Source organism: Mycobacterium sp., from assembly GCF_035623875.1.
Classification (GTDB): Bacteria; Actinomycetota; Actinomycetes; order Mycobacteriales; family Mycobacteriaceae; genus Mycobacterium.
The window spans coordinates 14,077-29,044 of record NZ_DASPSP010000177.1 but is presented as its reverse complement, the minus strand read 5'-3'; the positions used below and the strand labels follow the sequence as shown (position 1 = coordinate 29,044).

The following is a 14,968-nucleotide window of genomic DNA, read 5'->3' as shown; positions in this document are numbered from 1 at the left end:
CCGGCGGCCCGCGGCAAATCGCCGTGCCAGTCGTAATCCCGCGCATAGGGCGCGTAGTCGAGATGCTCGAAGATCGGGTCCTCGTCGTCGATCTCCAGAACCACGGCCCCCGGGCGCCGCAGGCGTGACGGGACCACGTCGAATTCGCGATCGTAGGTGTTCTCCACGCCCAGCCCCGACCGCGCCATCCGTTGCATGCGGCGGCGCTGCACTCGCTCTTCGATCCGGGTCTGCCGGCGCAAATACCCCAGGTAGAGCACCGTCACCGCGGCGGTGCTGCCGCAGAGCCACCATGCCGCTGACGTCAGCAGGAACGCTGCCGCCGCCGATCCGACCAACATCAGCGCCATGACCATCAGCACCCGCCTACGGAAAGCGTATTTGCGGGCGCTAACTGCAGCGGCGGTGTTCGCGTCGTATCGATGCCGCCGCGAGAATGCGTGGGTGACGGTCGCCGGCGGTTCCTCGGCGACCGGTATCCCGGATGTGTCGTCGACGTATTCGTATTGACCGGCGTCATCGTCATCGATGGTGTCGGCCTCGTCGGCATCAAACTCTGCCTCGGCGTCGTCGCCATCCGTCGCGTCCTCGGCCACCGGTTCGGGCTGCTCCTCGGCCGCGGGCAGCGCTTCCGCCGCCACCGCACTGTCGCCCGCCCGAAGCGCCGCGGGGTCGGCGTCGACCACCTCGGCGTCCAGGCACTCGGGGCCGGCCTCCTCCACAGACACCGCGGCAGCGACCGTGACGACCACATGCGATTGCGGCATTTCCTCGGTGTCGTCGGACTCGAGGTCGTCCAAGTCCCCAAGGTCCTCGTATTCGTCGTCCTCGGGCTGCCAGTCAGGATTACTACGATGCCCTGCTGCAGGTCCGCCTCGCTTGAGCAGCCGAGATGCCGCGTCGCTGTTGAGCACGCGGGTCGCCAATGCCACGTCACTGGTGCGGCGCACCGCATCGCGCTTGCTGATCAACATCGGAACCAGCACGAACAGCCAGAGCACCACGAGCGATATCCACAACAACGATTGCGGGATGCTTGGCATGGTGACCTGCTCCTTTCCCCGCCAGGCTAGGCCGGTAAACGGCGCATCCGGTCGAGGCGCGCCCAGGACAATTACACACCTGTAATTTGCCTCTGACAAGCACCATTAGTCACACATGTCACATTTGCAACACGATCAAGCCCAGGTGGCATACCCGTCGCGCACCAGAGACGACGTCACCGACCCGTAGACCTCTTCGGCGGTCAGCCCCACCAACAGGTGATCCCGCCAGTCCCCGTCGACCTGGAGGTAACGGCGCAGCAGCCCCTCCTCGCGGAACCCGACCTTTGCCAGCACTGCCCGGCTCGCCGCATTCTCCGGCCGCACCGTGGCTTCAACCCGATGCAACATGACCGGGCCGAAACAGTGATCAAGACCCAGCGCCAACGCCCCGGTGGCAACCCCGCCACCGGTGACCGAGCTGGACACCCAGTACCCTATCCATGCCGACCTTAACGCCCCGTGAGTCACGTTCCCGATCGTCAACTGCCCACAAAACTGGCCTTCCAGTTCGATCGCGTAGGGCAGCATACGACCTTTCCGAGCTTCTGATCGCAGACTCGAACACACCGCTGGCCACGACGAAATCGTATGCCGCGCAGTCCAATCAACCTCGGTGCTGGGCTCCCAAGGCTCCAGATGGGCACGGTCGGCCAGCCGGGCGCGGCTCCACTGAGCGGCGTCGCGCATGCGCACCGGACGCAGCCGGATCACACCCGCGGAAACCCGCAGCGGTCCCACGGCCATCGGCCAGCCGGGATGCTGGGAGCTGGAGCGCCACGGGTTCACGAGCGGGGGCCACCGTGTCGCTCAGCCACGCTGAGCCAGAAACGCGACGTCGAGGATCTCGCCAATGCGGATCTGCTCGGCCTCACGGGGAACCACGATCAGGCAGTTTGCCTCAGCCAACGTTGCCAGCAAATGCGACGAGGCGCCGGGCGCGCCGCCCAGCGCCTGCACCAGGTATTCGCCGGTGTCCTGATCACGCATCAGCTGTCCGCGCAGAAAGCCTTTGCGGCCCGCCACCGAAGTGATCGGGGACAGCGTGCGGGCCTGGACAATCCGGCGCATCGGTTGCCGCTTACCCAGCGACAACCGGATCAGCGGTCGAACCATCACCTCGAAGACCACCAACGCACTGACCGGATTCGCCGGCAACAGAAACGTCGGGACACCTTCGCGGCCCAGTTGCCCGAAACCCTGCACGGATCCGGGATGCATCGCGACCCGGGTGACTTCCATCTCGCCGAGCTGGGAGAGCACCGAACGCACCGCCTCGGCCGTCGCGCCGCCGACCGCGCCGGCGATCACCACGATCTCGGCACGGTTGATCTGACCCTCGACGACTTCACCGAGCTCTTTCGGGTCGTTGCTGACGATGCCGACCCGGTTCACCTCTGCGCCCGCGTCCCGGCCGGCAGCCGCCAAGGCGTAGGAGTTGACGTCGTAGACCTGTCCGTTGCCGGGAGTGCGCGAGATATCGACCAGCTCACCGCCGACCGCGAGCACCGACAGCCGCGGGCGCGGGTGGACCAAAACCCGGTCACGGCCCACCGCAGCCAGCAGCCCGACCTGGGCGGCGCCGATGATCGTCCCGGCCCGCACCGCGACATCGCCGGGCTGAACGTCGTCGCCGGTGCGCCGCACGTAGGCACCCGAGCGCACGCCGCGCAACACCCGCACCCGCGATTGGCCGCCGTCGGTCCATCGCAACGGCAAGACCGCATCGGCCAGTGTCGGCAGCGGGGCACCGGTCTGCACTCGCACGGCCTGCCCAGGCTGCAACCGGCTCGGTGTACGCGTGCCGGCTTCGATGGCGCCCATCACCGGCAGGGTCACTCCGCCGGACGAGGATGGCGATTCGTCCGGCTCGCCCGGGACTGCGCGCAGATGGTCGTCGCCGGTTTGATCGATGGACGGCTCGGATTCACCGACGCCGAGCAGGTCGACACTGCGGACGGCGTAGCCGTCGATCGCGGCCTGGTCGAAACCGGGCAGCGGCCGCTCGGTCACGACCTCTTCGGCGCACATCAGACCCTGCGCCTCGGCGATCGCAACACGCACTGGCCTCGGCGCCACCGCAGCGGCCGACACCCGGGCTTGCTGCTCCTCCACCGAACGCACAGCGCGCCTTTCTGCCGTCACAGCGGTGCGGGCACAAACTGTGCCTCAGACCGGACCTGGCCGGGCGCCACTAGTCTTCGGCCAGACCCAATCGAGTCACCAGCCACCGCCGTAATTCCGGGCCGTAATCGTCACGGTCCAGTGCAAAGTCAACCGCAGCCTTGAGGTAGCCGCCGGGATTTCCCAAGTCGTGTCGGGAGCCGCGATGTACGACAACGTGTACCGGGTGCCCTTCGCGGATCATCAGCGCGATTGCATCGGTGAGCTGCATTTCACCGCCTGCACCCCGATCGATACGCCGTAATGCGTCGAAGATGGCGCGGTCGAGGACGTATCGGCCGGCCGCGGCATACATCGACGGTGCGTCTTCCGGCTTCGGCTTTTCCACCATGCCGTTGACCTTCAGCACGTCCTTGCCGGCGCCGGGCACCGGCTCGACGTCGAAAACCCCGTAGGCGCTTATCTCTTCGGGAGAAACCTGGATCGCACACAACACCGTGCCGCCGTGGGCGGCGCGTACCTTCGACATCGTCTCCAGCACGCCGGTCGGCAGCACCAGGTCGTCAGGCAGCAACACCGATACTGCGTCTTCGTCGGCCGACAGCACCGGTTCCACGCAGCTGATGGCGTGTCCCAGGCCGAGCGGCTCGGCCTGCACGACCGACTCGACTTTGATCAGCCCCGGTGCGCGACGAACCTTCGCCAGCATGGCCTTCTTGCCCCGCGCCTCCAGCGTGCCTTCGAGCACCAAGTCTTCGACGAAGTGCGCGACGACGCTGTCCTTGCCTTCAGAGGTGATGATCACCAGCCGCTCGGCGCCGGCCTCAGCCGCTTCGGCGGCCACCAACTCGATACCGGGCGTGTCGACGACCGGCAACAGCTCCTTGGGCACCGTTTTAGTCGCGGGGAGAAAACGCGTGCCCAAACCGGCCGCGGGCACGATCGCGGTGCGCGGAACCGGAACCTCTGAGCTTGGCATCGTTGAAACCATATCGTTGACGGTATGGCGACCGCGGGCAAGGCCGCGTTGCGGGAACAGCTGCTGGCAGCCCGCCGTTCGGTCGGGGATGACGTCAGGGCCGGCGAGGCGCGGTCACTGACCGAACACCTCGATGCGGCGGTCAGCAACGGAAGCACGGTGTGCGCGTACGTGCCGATGGACGCCGAGCCGGGGTCGATCGAGATGCTGGATCTGTTGCTACGACGGACCGGCCGCGTGCTGCTGCCGGTCGCACGTACTACTGCCGACGACTCCCCGGTCGCGCTGCAATGGGGCGAATACCGGCCGGGACGACTGGTGGCCGCCCGGTTCGGACTGCTCGAACCGGCCGAGCCGTGGCTACCGGCAACGACCCTGGCCGAGGCGAACGTCGTGCTTGTCCCTGCGCTCGCCGTCGACCGCACGGGCGTGCGGCTGGGGCGTGGCCGCGGCTTCTACGACCGCACGCTGGTGCACCGGGATCCGCAGGCGCGCCTGATCGCAGTGGTCCGCGATCAGGAGCTGCTCGATGAGTTGCCGCAGGAGCCACACGACGTGCCGATGACGCATGCGCTGACCCCCGGACGCGGCCTGGTCGAGCTGGCCACGGCTGAGTACGGCTAGCAGTCCCGCAGCACCCGCCGCATGGCGTCTTTCTCTCTGCCCGACACCCACAGCTGGTAGTCGGTCTTCACCTCGACCTGACGGGCGACAAACGCGCACCGAAATGCCACGTTCGGTGGCAACCAGGAGGCGGCGTCGCGAAACGCCTTATCGAAGTTGGCCTGACCGGCGACGGCCAGCAGATTCCGCGGGTCGTTGGCGAAGTCGCGGCGACGTTGGTCGTCCCAGAACCGTGCGCCCTTGTACCAGGCGTCCGACAGCGAGACGAGATGGTCGATCTGTACGGCCGGAGAGGTGTCCGGGCCACGCACGAAGACGATGGTCGCTCCGGTGTAGGGGTCGTGCAGGATGCCGCGCTGCGCAAAGCAGGTCCCGGGCCGCACCTGCAGGTCGGCCAGATCGCGGCGCAGGATGTCGTCGCGGGTGTTGCAGCCGTTGTGGCCGAACTCCACGTTGACGTCGTCACTCCACGGCTCGCCGAACCGGGCGCGGTTGAAGTCCTCGAAGCGGTCCCAGCCCTTGACGGGCAGCGCGTCCAGCTCGCGACGTGCCACGTCGTAGGCCGGAGTCGCGGGTGGCTTGGTTTCGGTTGGCCGCCCCGACGGCACTGCGGCGGGTCCCTGGCCTCGGGTGTCGCGGACGTAGAGCCAACCGACACCCACCGCGATCCCGAGGATGATCAGCAGCGCCAGTGCGTTCCTCCACCGGCCACGTCGGGCGGGAATGACACGCGCCACATAGCGGTTCTAGCACTTGAGACTGTAGAGTGCTAACCGTTTAGACCATCACGGAGGTTTCTGTGCCGACTTACAGCTACGCGTGCACCGAGTGCGGCAACCGCTTCGATGTCGTTCAGGCCTTCACCGACGACGCCCTGACCACATGCGAGCAGTGCTCCGGTCGGCTGCGCAAACTGTTCAACTCCGTCGGCGTGGTGTTCAAGGGCAGCGGTTTCTACCGCACCGACAGCCGTGAGTCGACGAAAAGTTCGACCAACGGGTCGGCCAAGTCCAGCTCGCCTTCGGCCACGAACGGATCGAGTAGCAGCGACAAGTCCGGCTCATCGGAAAAGTCGAGCAGCTCCAGCGACAAGTCGGACTCGACAAGCTCGAAGACCTCGAAGTCAGCGGCGGCCGCCGCAAGCTAGCCGGTTATCCACAAGCGGCTTCCAGGCGGCCGCCTGTACTGCCCAACGCCACTTACCGTTGCGGCGTGCGGGGTTCCCAGAAATCGCTGAATCCGTCGCTGGCAACCCGGATCTCACAGTGGTTGCGCCCGGACTGGTTGCGAACCCTGCTGGCCCGCCGAATCGCCGCGGCCGGCCTCGTCGTCCTAGCCGGCGTTGCAGCCGTGCGGCCCGACCCCGACGGCGAGAGAGCCCAGGTGGTGGTGGCGGTCCGCGATCTCAGCCCGGGCGCCGCGCTGACCGCCGACGATCTCCGGCTCGAAAAACGTTTGATTCCGACCATTCCCGACGGGGCACAATCGAACATCGACACGATTATCGGTTCGACACTGGCCGGGCCGACTCGGCGCGGCGAGGTCCTGACCGACGTCCGGCTGCTGGGCCGCCGACTGGCCGAGTCGACCGCAGGGCCAGACGCCCGGATAGTGCCGGTGCACCCGGTGGACAGCGCACTGGCCGACCTGGTCCGACCCGGCGATGTGGTCGACGTCGTCGCCGCGTCAGAGACCAGCTCCCAATCCAACCCGACGGTCCCCAGTGTCATAGCCACCGACGCGATCGTGGTCCTGGTCTCGGCCAAGCAGAAGGCTCAGGCCGCGACCAGCGATCGGGTGGTCCTGGTGGCGCTGCCGGCCGCCTCGGCCAATGCCGTGGCCGGCGCCGCCTTGGTGCAAACCGTGACCCTCACTCTGCATTGAGTGCGGGTGCAGGATTTTTCAGGCGGCCGCCGGCTGGTCGCTGGCACAGTATTTGCACTTGTGCGCGGCCTCGGGGATGTCGGAGCAGCACTCCGAGCATGCCTTGGTGGCCGGCTCCTCGCCGAACACAGTGACGCCGCGGCGTTTTTGGATGTGGCGGTAGGGCACCACGATCGCTAAGTAAATGGTCGCCATGAAGACGAAGAAGTAGATGAATGCCCCGATCAGCTGTCCGATGTCGATGAAGGTCGTCTTGTTGCCTGCGTCGCCGAGCTGCACGCCCAATCCGAGCGCGGCATGGGGCTGGGCCGCCGCCACCAGTGGGTTGATCACAGTCTCGGTGAAGGCTTTGACCAAGTTCGAGAATGCCAAGGCCACAACCAACCCGACAGCGACGGTGATCACGTCACCCTGCATCAAGAAATCTCTGAATCCTTTGAACACGCGAGCCACCTCCGTCACTACGAATTACCTGGGCCTAACCGGGCAATGCGAGATCACCCGGAAAAACCGTATGTCCGTACGTCCGCGATTGCTGGCTTTGCAGCGAATTAGTCATGCAAGGGTATTTATGCCGTGACATCGGCGAGCGATTCAGATGTGGTGCGGGGGTACGTTCTCCCTCAGCCACTGCTCGCGATCATCCGCGCCGCGATCACGCTCGTCAGTCGACTCTCGCGGCAGCTCGGTCCCGAACACCTGATTGATCAAGCCCCAGTCGTCGCCGCCTCGCCTGGTCATGCCGGGGTCAGATCTCCAAGCTTGAGAGTTGGCCGATTATGCTGGCCGCCAGCGGATTCAATGTCGCCATGCCGTCGCGCACCGCGTATCGCGAACCGGCGAGGTTGACCACCAAGGTGCTGCCGGAGATCCCGGCCAAACCACGTGACAAGCCGGCGTCGATGATGCCGGAGGACAAGCCGGACGCTCGGATGGCTTCGGAAATGCCGAGCAGTTCGCGATCGAGAATCTCCAGGGTGGCTTCCGGGGTTACGTCGCGCGGCGTCACGCCGGTGCCGCCGACCGACACCACCAGATCCACTCCCCCGATCACAGCGGTGTTCAGCGCGTTGCGGATCTCCACCTCATCGGCGGCGACGGCCACCACGCCGTCGACAACGAACCCCGCTTCGGTGAGCAGCTCGGTGACCAACGGCCCGCTGTGGTCCTCGTCCCCGTGCGCGGTCCGATCATCGACGACGATGACGAGTGCCCTGCCGACCAACCCCGCGCTCTGTTCCATGGTTGCAACCGTATATCTGGGCTCCGGCCACGACGCGGCGGCTCTCATCACTGCTGCGCCTTGCCCAAGGTGACCTGCACGGACTTGGTGTCGCCCGACGGATCCTTGAACGTGAGCGTGACTTTCTCGCCGGGCGCTTTCGATCGCACGGCGGCGACCAACGCGTCGGCGCTGTTGACCGTACGGTCGTCGACCTTGGTCACCACGACTCCGCTGGGCAGGCCGGCGGCCGCCGCCGCTCCATTCGGTACCACCTCGACGACCTTGGCGCCGGGTGTGCCCTTGTCGTTGGTGACCTGAACGCCCAGCGACGCATGCGACGCTGTCCCGGTCTTGATCAGCTCGTCGGCAATGCGCTTAGCCTGATCGACCGGAATCGCAAAGCCAAGTCCGATCGAGCCGCTCTGCGCATCGGCCGAATCGCCTCCCAGCGTGGCAATCGCCGAGTTGACGCCGACCAACTGGCCGCTCATGTTGACCAACGCGCCCCCAGAGTTACCGGGGTTGATCGCGGCGTCGGTCTGAATCGCGTCCAGAACGGTGTTCTGGTTACCGGTCTCGCCGGTCGTCGACACCGGCCGGTTGAGTGCGCTGACGATACCGGTGGTCACCGTGCCTTCCAGGCCAAGCGGCGACCCGACCGCCATCACCGGCTCACCGACGCGCAGGTTCGCTGACGATCCGAGGCTGATCGGCGTCAAGCCCGAAGCGCCTTGCACCCGAACGACTGCGATGTCAGTGGTCGGGTCTGCACCCACCACGGTGAACTCTGCGGTGCGCCCGTCGGAGAATGTCACTGTGGTCTTCGGTGTCCCGCCGGCGCGGTCACTGTCCGGCTCCCGGGGGCCGCCTGGCTCCCGCGGGCCGTCTGGCTCCCGGGGGCCACCGCCCTCACGTGGCGGAGCAGGGTGGCCGGGATTGGCCGCAGTGGCGACGACGTGGTTGTTGGTCAGGATCAGCCCGTCCGACGACAAGATGATGCCCGAGCCCTCCTCGGACTGACGGCCGAGATCGGTCTCGAGCATAACTACGCTGGGCACCACCTTGGCGGCGACCTGTTCGACGGTGCCTACCGGGGCGTTCGCGGCCGGCAAACTAGGCGCCGCGCCACCCAAAGATGTCCCGTCGCTGGCGATCGGCAGCCGCCCGTTGTGCTCGATCACCGAGCCCGCCGCACCGCCGATGCCGGCCGATACGACTGCGATCGCCAATGCGCCGACAGCCAATCCTCCTGCGCGGGACCGCTTTCGCGGTACGCCCAGTTGGGGCGGCGGGCTGCCGGCCGGACCTGCCTGACCGCCACCGAACGAACCGTACGGCTGCCCGAATTGCGTCTGCTGGCGGTAGCGCCAGTCGTAGTGCTGAGGATATGTCTGCTGGCCATGGCCGGAATAGCCTGGGGCCCCACGCTGATCGGACACCGGGCGGTATCCGGGCTGCTGCGGCGGTGGCGAATACGTCGGGTGATTCGTCATGTCGCTCGGTCGCTCTTTCCTTGTGCAGTCGGTTCACGCTTGACAGTAATTGGACTACTACCCTGCCTGCGTGGTCTGAGAATCGACTGAGATAACGTTCGCTGGACCTAGAGAGTTCCCCCGATTTGACGAGGGGTTAACATCCGCCGCAACTTCCTCAGGTGTTGGGTACTCCGATGTCGGGATCGGCCGTCCGGGCAACAGCACATATATCGACGTCCCCGGCGGCTGGCCACCCGGGACGGTGTCTTCGACGCGCAGCGCCCCACCGTGATTGAGCACGACCTGTTTGACGATCGCCAACCCAAGACCCGAGCCAGACATCGCCCGCGCCGTACTCGAGCGGAAGAACCGCTCGAACACCAGCGCACGCTCAGCCGTCGGGATCCCCGGTCCGTGGTCGGACACCACCAACTCGGCGTGCGTAGCGTTCAACTGCCGGAGCCTGATACCGACGGTCTCCCCCGATGGACTCCACTTGGCCGCATTGTCCATCAGATTCAGCACCGCGCGTGACAGGCCCGCGGAGTCGCCGTAGACCTGCCAGGGCATCACGTCGACCTCGAACTCAATATCGTTGCGGCGCCGCCGTACTCGCTCCAGGGACCGGTCGATGACCTCGCTGAGGTCAACCGGCTCGTACACCACTTCACCGGCGTCGTCTCGGGTGAGATCCACCAAATCGCCCACCAGCGTGGACAATTCCTCGATCTGCGCGATCACATCGGTACGCAGATCGACCATCTCCTGCTCGGGTAGTGGCGGCGCACCCGGTTGCGTTGATGCCATCAGCAATTCGACATTGGTGCGCAGCGACGTCAGCGGGGTGCGCAGTTCGTGACCGGCATCGGCGACCAGGCGGGTCTGGCGTTCCCGAGATTCGGCCAGCGCTCGCAGCATCAGATTGAAAGCCTCGGTCAGCCGGGCCAGCTCATCGCTCCCGAATACCGGAATGGGCCGTAGATCGTCGGTGCGCGCCACCCGCTCGGCCGCCTCGGTCAGCCGGCCCACTGGACGTAGCCCGGCCTGGGTAACCATCCCACCGGCAACCGCTGCCACAGCGACGCCGACCCCGCCGACGATCAGCAGCACCCAACGCAGCTTCGTCATCACCGCATCGGTCGGGGCCAGGCTCTTGGAGATCAGCAGCGAACTGCCGTTCGGCAGGTGAACCGCCAACACCCGCTGACTGGCCGCCGTGCGCCGCGACATGAACAGGTCACCGCGGATGACCGCCTTCTCTGGCGGTCCGACCGGCAGCGTCTGGCCCTCCTGGTTGGCAGTGAAGATCGATCGGCCGGGATTCACCAGCATCGCGTTGACATCCGAATATGCAGTGCCCTCAATGGCCTTCGCAGGATCAGCCGCCAACGATCCGCTGGCGATCAATAGCTGAGCCCTGCTCTGCAGCTGGTTGTCGATGTCCTTGTATAGCGCCGCGGAGATCACCGCGTACACGGCGACGGCCATCAGGACGACGACCATCGCCACCATCGACATCGCCAGCAGCATGACCCGCCACCGCAGCGACAACGAGGTGCTGGCTCGCAGCTGCGCTCGACTTCGCGGGTGGAACAAGGGCATTAGGGCGGTGTTTCGCGAAGCACGTAACCCACTCCTCGCACGGTGTGGATCAGTCGCGGCTCGCCATTTGCTTCGGTCTTGCGACGTAGGTATCCGACGTACACTTCCAACGCGTTGCCCGAGGTGGGAAAGTCGAAGCCCCACACCTCCTCGAGAATCCGGCTGCGGGTCAATACCCGGCGCGGATTGGCGATCAACATCTCCAGCAGAGCGAATTCGGTGCGAGTAAGGCTGATATGGCGTTGCCCGCGAGTGACTTCACGGGTCACCGAATCGAGGGTGAGGTCCGCGAACGTCATGGCCGCGGATTCGCCTGAGTCATCGATTTTGGTGCGGCGCAGCAAGGCCCGCATCCGGGCCAGCAGCTCCTCGAGAGCGAACGGCTTGGGCAGATAGTCGTCGGCGCCGGCATCCAGGCCCGCGACCCGCTCCGAAACAGTGTCGCGCGCGGTCAGCACCAGGATCGGCAGGTCGTCCCCGGTGCTGCGCAGCTGACGGCATACCTCCAAGCCGTCCAGCCGCGGCATCATCACGTCGAGAACGAGCGCGTCGGGCCGGTCGGCGGCGATCATCTCGAGGGCCTCTACGCCGTCTTCCGCCAACGCCACCGAGTAGCCGTTGAAAGAAAGCGAACGGCGCAGCGACTCACGCACGGCTCGATCGTCGTCAACGACAAGAATTCGCACGGCCACAAGTTTCATCCAATCGCCTGAGAGCGCCCTGAGAGGCGCATGGGCTAATTGCCCAGCTCCTGGCGAAAAAGTTAGCGGCGATCAAGGTCAATCAGGCCGAGGCGGGCCGCCTTGAGCAACCGGCGCGGCACCTTGTGTTGCCGGCCGGCCACCGTCACACCGACGAGTTCGGGCTTGGCAGCTTTCCAATGCGCGCGCCGACTCCGGGTGTTCGCGCGCGACATCCTGCGCTTTGGCACAGCCATAATCGGGCCTTACTACTGGTAGGGGGGTCGCCGCTCGAGCAGCTCGACAGCGAAGTTGAAGCCAATAGTAGTCGGTGACCTGCTGCTCACAAAAATCGGCACCGATCGCTTTGCCGCCCGGCGGGGAGCATCCTTGACGTGACACCCGCGGTACCCGCTAACCTACCGGTTGGTTGGTACGTCCGGCTGGAGAGAGGACAGGGATGGCTTTTTCTTCTATTCCTTCAGTTCCAGTCCGGATCGGGAACTGCTCGGGGTTCTACGGCGACCGGCACTCCGCGATGCGCGAGATGCTCACCGGCGGCGATCTGGACTATCTCACCGGTGACTACCTGGCCGAGTTGACCATGCTGATCCTCGGCCGCGACCGTATGAAACACCCTGAACGTGGCTACGCCAAGACCTTCCTGACGCAACTCGAGGAATGCCTGGGGCTGGCGCACGAGCGCGGGGTACGCATCGTCGCCAACGCCGGCGGCCTGAACCCCGCCGGCCTCGCCGACGCGGTGCGCGCCCTGGCGCAGCACCTGGGGGTACCGGCGCGGGTCGCTCACGTCGACGGCGACGACCTGGCGCCCCGCGCCGAGGAGCTGGGGCTGGGCGCACCGCTGACCGCCAACGCCTATCTGGGGGCCTGGGGCATCGTCGACTGCCTCAACAGCGGCGCCGACGTCGTCGTGACCGGCCGGGTAACCGATGCGTCGGTGACCGTCGCGCCGGCGGCCGCGCATTTCGGCTGGGACCGGACCGACTATCACCAGCTGGCCGGCGCCGTGGTCGCCGGCCACGTGATCGAATGCGGCATCCAGGCCACCGGCGGCAATTTCTCGTTTTTCACCGAGGTCCCGGATTTGACCTATGCCGGTTTCCCGCTGGCCGAGATCCACGCCGACGGCTCGTCGGTGATCACCAAGCACCCGGGCACCGGCGGTTTGGTCAGCGCCGACACCGTCACCGCGCAATTGCTCTACGAGGTGGCCGGCGCCCGCTACGCCAACCCGGACGTCACGGCCCGGATGGATACCATCGAACTGTCCGCCGACGGCGCCGATCGGGTGCGGATCAGCGGCGTGGCCGGCGAACCACCGCCGCCCACGCTGAAGGTCTCGCTGAACAGCATCGGCGGGTTCCGCAACGCGATGACGTTCGTGCTGACCGGCCTGGATATCGAAGAAAAGGCCGAGTTGGTGCGTCGCCAATTAGAGGCTCTGCTCATTGTCAAGCCCGCCGTCAAGCCCGCCGAGTTGGAATGGACGCTGGCCCGTACCGATCACGCCGACGCCGATACCGAAGAAGCGGCCAGCGCGTTGCTTCACTGCGTGGTCCGCGACCCCGACCCGGCGAATGTCGGACGCCAATTTTCTTCGGCCGCAGTGGAATTGGCACTGGCCAGCTACCCGGGTTTTACCGTCACCGCGCCGCCCGGCGACGGTCAGGTGTACGGGGTGTTCACCCCCGGCTATGTCGACGCCACCAAGGTGCCGCACACAGCTGTGCACGCTGACGGCACCCGCGTCGAGATTCCTTGCGCCACAGATACTCTCGAGCTAGTATCGGTCGATCCGCCGCCGCTGCCGGAGCCGTTGCCTTTCGCGCCGACCCGTCGTGTGCCGCTGGGCCGGATCGCCGCGGCCCGCAGCGGTGACAAGGGGGGGTCGGCCAACGTCGGAGTATGGGTACGCACCGAAGAGCAGTGGCGCTGGCTGGCCAACACACTGACCGTCGAATTCCTCAAGGAGCTGCTGCCCGAGACGGCCGACCTGCCGGTCACCCGCCACCTGCTGCCCAACCTGCGTGCGGTCAACTTCGTCATCGACGACATCCTCGGCCAGGGCGTTGCCTACCAGGCGCGATTCGACCCCCAGGCCAAGGGGCTGGGGGAATGGCTGCGTAGCCGCCACGTCGACATTCCGGAAAGGCTGCTGTGAACATCTGGGACACACCGGAGCGCGATCAGCTCCGCAAGACCACGCGATCATTCGCCGAGCGGGAGATCTTGCCCCACGTCGACGAGTGGGAGCGAATCGGTGAGTTGCCGCGCGAGTTGCACCGGCGCGCAGGCGCCGCCGGATTGCTCGGCGCGAACTTCCCCGACACTGCGGGTGGCGGTGGCGGAGATGGCGCCGACGCGGTGGTGATCTGCGAAGAGCTGCACGAGGCCGGTGTCCCCGGTGGCGTGTTCGCGTCGCTGTTCACCTGCGGCATCGCGGTGCCGCACATGATCGCGTCCGGCGATGCGCGGCTGATCGACACGTTCGTCCGCCCGACGTTGGCCGGCGAGCTGATCGGCGCGTTGGCCATCACCGAACCCGGCGGGGGCTCGGATGTCGGCCACTTGCGGACCACGGCAGCGCGGGCCGGCGATCACTACGTCGTCAACGGTGCCAAGACCTACATCACCTCCGGAGTACGCGCCGACTACGTCGTCACCGCGGTCCGCACGGGTGGGCCCGGCGCGGGCGGGGTTTCGTTGCTGGTGGTGGACCGGGATACTCCTGGTTTTCAAGTCACCCGCAAGCTGGACAAGATGGGCTGGCGGTCCTCGGACACCGCGGAGCTGTCCTACACCGACGCGGCCGTGCCGGCGGCCAACCTGGTCGGGGCGGAGAACACCGGCTTCGCCCAGATCGCGCAGGCCTTCGTCTCCGAGCGCATTGCGCTTGCCGCGCAAGCGTATTCGAGCGCTCAGCGGTGCCTGGACATCACCGCGCAGTGGTGCCGCGACCGGGAGACGTTCGGCCGGCCGCTGATCTCGCGGCAACCCGTGCAGAACACGCTCGCCGAGATGGCCCGTCGCATCGACGTCGCCCGCGTCTACGCGCGCAACGTGGTGGAGCGCCAACTGGCCGGCGAGACCAACCTGATTGCGCAGGTGTGTTTCGCCAAGAACACCGCCGTCGAGGCTGGCGAATGGGTGGCCAACCAAGCCGTCCAGCTGTTCGGCGGTATGGGATACATGTCCGAATCCGAAGTCGAGCGCCAGTACCGCGACATGCGGATCCTCGGCATCGGCGGCGGCACCACCGAAATCCTGACCTCACTGGCCGCGAAGACCCTGGGATTCCAGTCATGACC

General features: G+C 66.4%; 17 protein-coding genes. 5 read left to right on the top strand and 12 right to left on the bottom strand.

The window, feature by feature from the left end:
- From glpR to VEI45_RS14675, 4 genes are all read right to left on the bottom strand, one after another.
- Positions 1 to 1,043 (bottom strand): gephyrin-like molybdotransferase receptor GlpR (glpR, locus tag VEI45_RS14690; protein WP_324854389.1); only part of this gene is annotated, 1,043 nt, incomplete at its 3' end.
- Between the two features lie 135 nt (positions 1,044 to 1,178).
- Positions 1,179 to 1,790: a GNAT family N-acetyltransferase gene (locus VEI45_RS14685; protein ID WP_414687484.1), complete on the bottom strand. Its 612-nt coding sequence runs from the start codon at positions 1,788 to 1,790 to the stop codon at positions 1,179 to 1,181.
- Between the two features lie 63 nt (positions 1,791 to 1,853).
- Positions 1,854 to 3,167, bottom strand: coding sequence for a gephyrin-like molybdotransferase Glp (glp, locus tag VEI45_RS14680; protein WP_324854385.1), 1,314 nt, complete (start codon positions 3,165 to 3,167; stop codon positions 1,854 to 1,856).
- A 70-nt stretch (positions 3,168 to 3,237) separates the two neighbouring features.
- Complete coding sequence (locus tag VEI45_RS14675; RefSeq protein WP_324854383.1) at positions 3,238 to 4,146, bottom strand: UTP--glucose-1-phosphate uridylyltransferase; 909 nt, start codon at positions 4,144 to 4,146, stop codon at positions 3,238 to 3,240.
- 24 nt (positions 4,147 to 4,170) lie between these two features.
- On the opposite strand from VEI45_RS14675, the gene VEI45_RS14670 reads away from it, so the two are divergent.
- Complete coding sequence (locus tag VEI45_RS14670) at positions 4,171 to 4,770, top strand: 5-formyltetrahydrofolate cyclo-ligase (RefSeq protein ID WP_324854381.1); 600 nt, start codon at positions 4,171 to 4,173, stop codon at positions 4,768 to 4,770.
- Here the strand turns inward: VEI45_RS14670 and VEI45_RS14665 are convergent.
- The gene (locus VEI45_RS14665; protein ID WP_324854379.1) at positions 4,767 to 5,507 is read right to left on the bottom strand and encodes an HNH endonuclease family protein; all 741 of its coding nucleotides are present in this window, start codon (positions 5,505 to 5,507) and stop codon (positions 4,767 to 4,769) included. The genes VEI45_RS14670 and VEI45_RS14665 overlap by 4 nt on opposite strands.
- A gap of 62 nt (positions 5,508 to 5,569) precedes the next feature.
- Here VEI45_RS14665 and VEI45_RS14660 point away from each other — a divergent pair, with 62 nt between their 5' ends.
- Both VEI45_RS14660 and VEI45_RS14655 read left to right on the top strand, forming a co-directional pair.
- Entirely contained in the window at positions 5,570 to 5,917 is a 348-nt protein-coding gene (locus tag VEI45_RS14660; RefSeq protein WP_324854377.1) for an FmdB family zinc ribbon protein, read from the top strand.
- A 65-nt stretch (positions 5,918 to 5,982) separates the two neighbouring features.
- The gene (locus tag VEI45_RS14655; protein WP_324854375.1) at positions 5,983 to 6,654 is read left to right on the top strand and encodes an SAF domain-containing protein; all 672 of its coding nucleotides are present in this window, start codon (positions 5,983 to 5,985) and stop codon (positions 6,652 to 6,654) included.
- 18 nt (positions 6,655 to 6,672) lie between these two features.
- Here the strand turns inward: VEI45_RS14655 and VEI45_RS14650 are convergent, their stop codons facing one another.
- The 7 genes from VEI45_RS14650 to rpmF form a co-directional block, all read right to left on the bottom strand.
- Entirely contained in the window at positions 6,673 to 7,098 is a 426-nt protein-coding gene (locus tag VEI45_RS14650) for an MscL family protein (RefSeq protein WP_324854373.1), read from the bottom strand.
- Positions 7,099 to 7,248: 150 nt separating this feature from the next.
- Positions 7,249 to 7,395, bottom strand: a complete 147-nt coding sequence (locus VEI45_RS14645; protein WP_324854371.1) for a hypothetical protein — start codon at positions 7,393 to 7,395, stop codon at positions 7,249 to 7,251.
- Between the two features lie 7 nt (positions 7,396 to 7,402).
- Entirely contained in the window at positions 7,403 to 7,945 is a 543-nt protein-coding gene (locus tag VEI45_RS14640) for a MogA/MoaB family molybdenum cofactor biosynthesis protein (protein WP_324854369.1), read from the bottom strand.
- Positions 7,945 to 9,372, bottom strand: a complete 1,428-nt coding sequence (locus VEI45_RS14635) for a S1C family serine protease (protein ID WP_324854367.1) — start codon at positions 9,370 to 9,372, stop codon at positions 7,945 to 7,947. Before VEI45_RS14635 ends, VEI45_RS14640 begins: the two co-directional genes overlap by 1 nt.
- Before the next feature lie 57 nt (positions 9,373 to 9,429).
- Entirely contained in the window at positions 9,430 to 10,956 is a 1,527-nt protein-coding gene (locus tag VEI45_RS14630) for a HAMP domain-containing sensor histidine kinase (RefSeq protein WP_324854365.1), read from the bottom strand.
- Complete coding sequence (locus tag VEI45_RS14625) at positions 10,956 to 11,642, bottom strand: response regulator transcription factor (protein ID WP_324854394.1); 687 nt, start codon at positions 11,640 to 11,642, stop codon at positions 10,956 to 10,958. Before VEI45_RS14625 ends, VEI45_RS14630 begins: the two co-directional genes overlap by 1 nt.
- Positions 11,643 to 11,719: 77 nt before the next feature.
- The gene (gene rpmF / locus VEI45_RS14620; protein ID WP_324854363.1) at positions 11,720 to 11,893 is read right to left on the bottom strand and encodes a 50S ribosomal protein L32; all 174 of its coding nucleotides are present in this window, start codon (positions 11,891 to 11,893) and stop codon (positions 11,720 to 11,722) included.
- Positions 11,894 to 12,096: 203 nt separating this feature from the next.
- On the opposite strand from rpmF, the gene VEI45_RS14615 reads away from it, so the two are divergent.
- Together VEI45_RS14615 and VEI45_RS14610 are read left to right on the top strand one after the other, a co-directional pair.
- Positions 12,097 to 13,821, top strand: coding sequence for an acyclic terpene utilization AtuA family protein (locus VEI45_RS14615; protein WP_324854361.1), 1,725 nt, complete (start codon positions 12,097 to 12,099; stop codon positions 13,819 to 13,821).
- Positions 13,818 to 14,966 carry an acyl-CoA dehydrogenase family protein gene (locus VEI45_RS14610; RefSeq protein ID WP_324854359.1) on the top strand — a complete coding sequence of 383 codons (1,149 nt, stop codon included), beginning with the start codon at positions 13,818 to 13,820 and terminating at the stop codon, positions 14,964 to 14,966. Before VEI45_RS14615 ends, VEI45_RS14610 begins: the two co-directional genes overlap by 4 nt.
- The last annotated feature ends 2 nt before the right edge of the window (positions 14,967 to 14,968 follow it).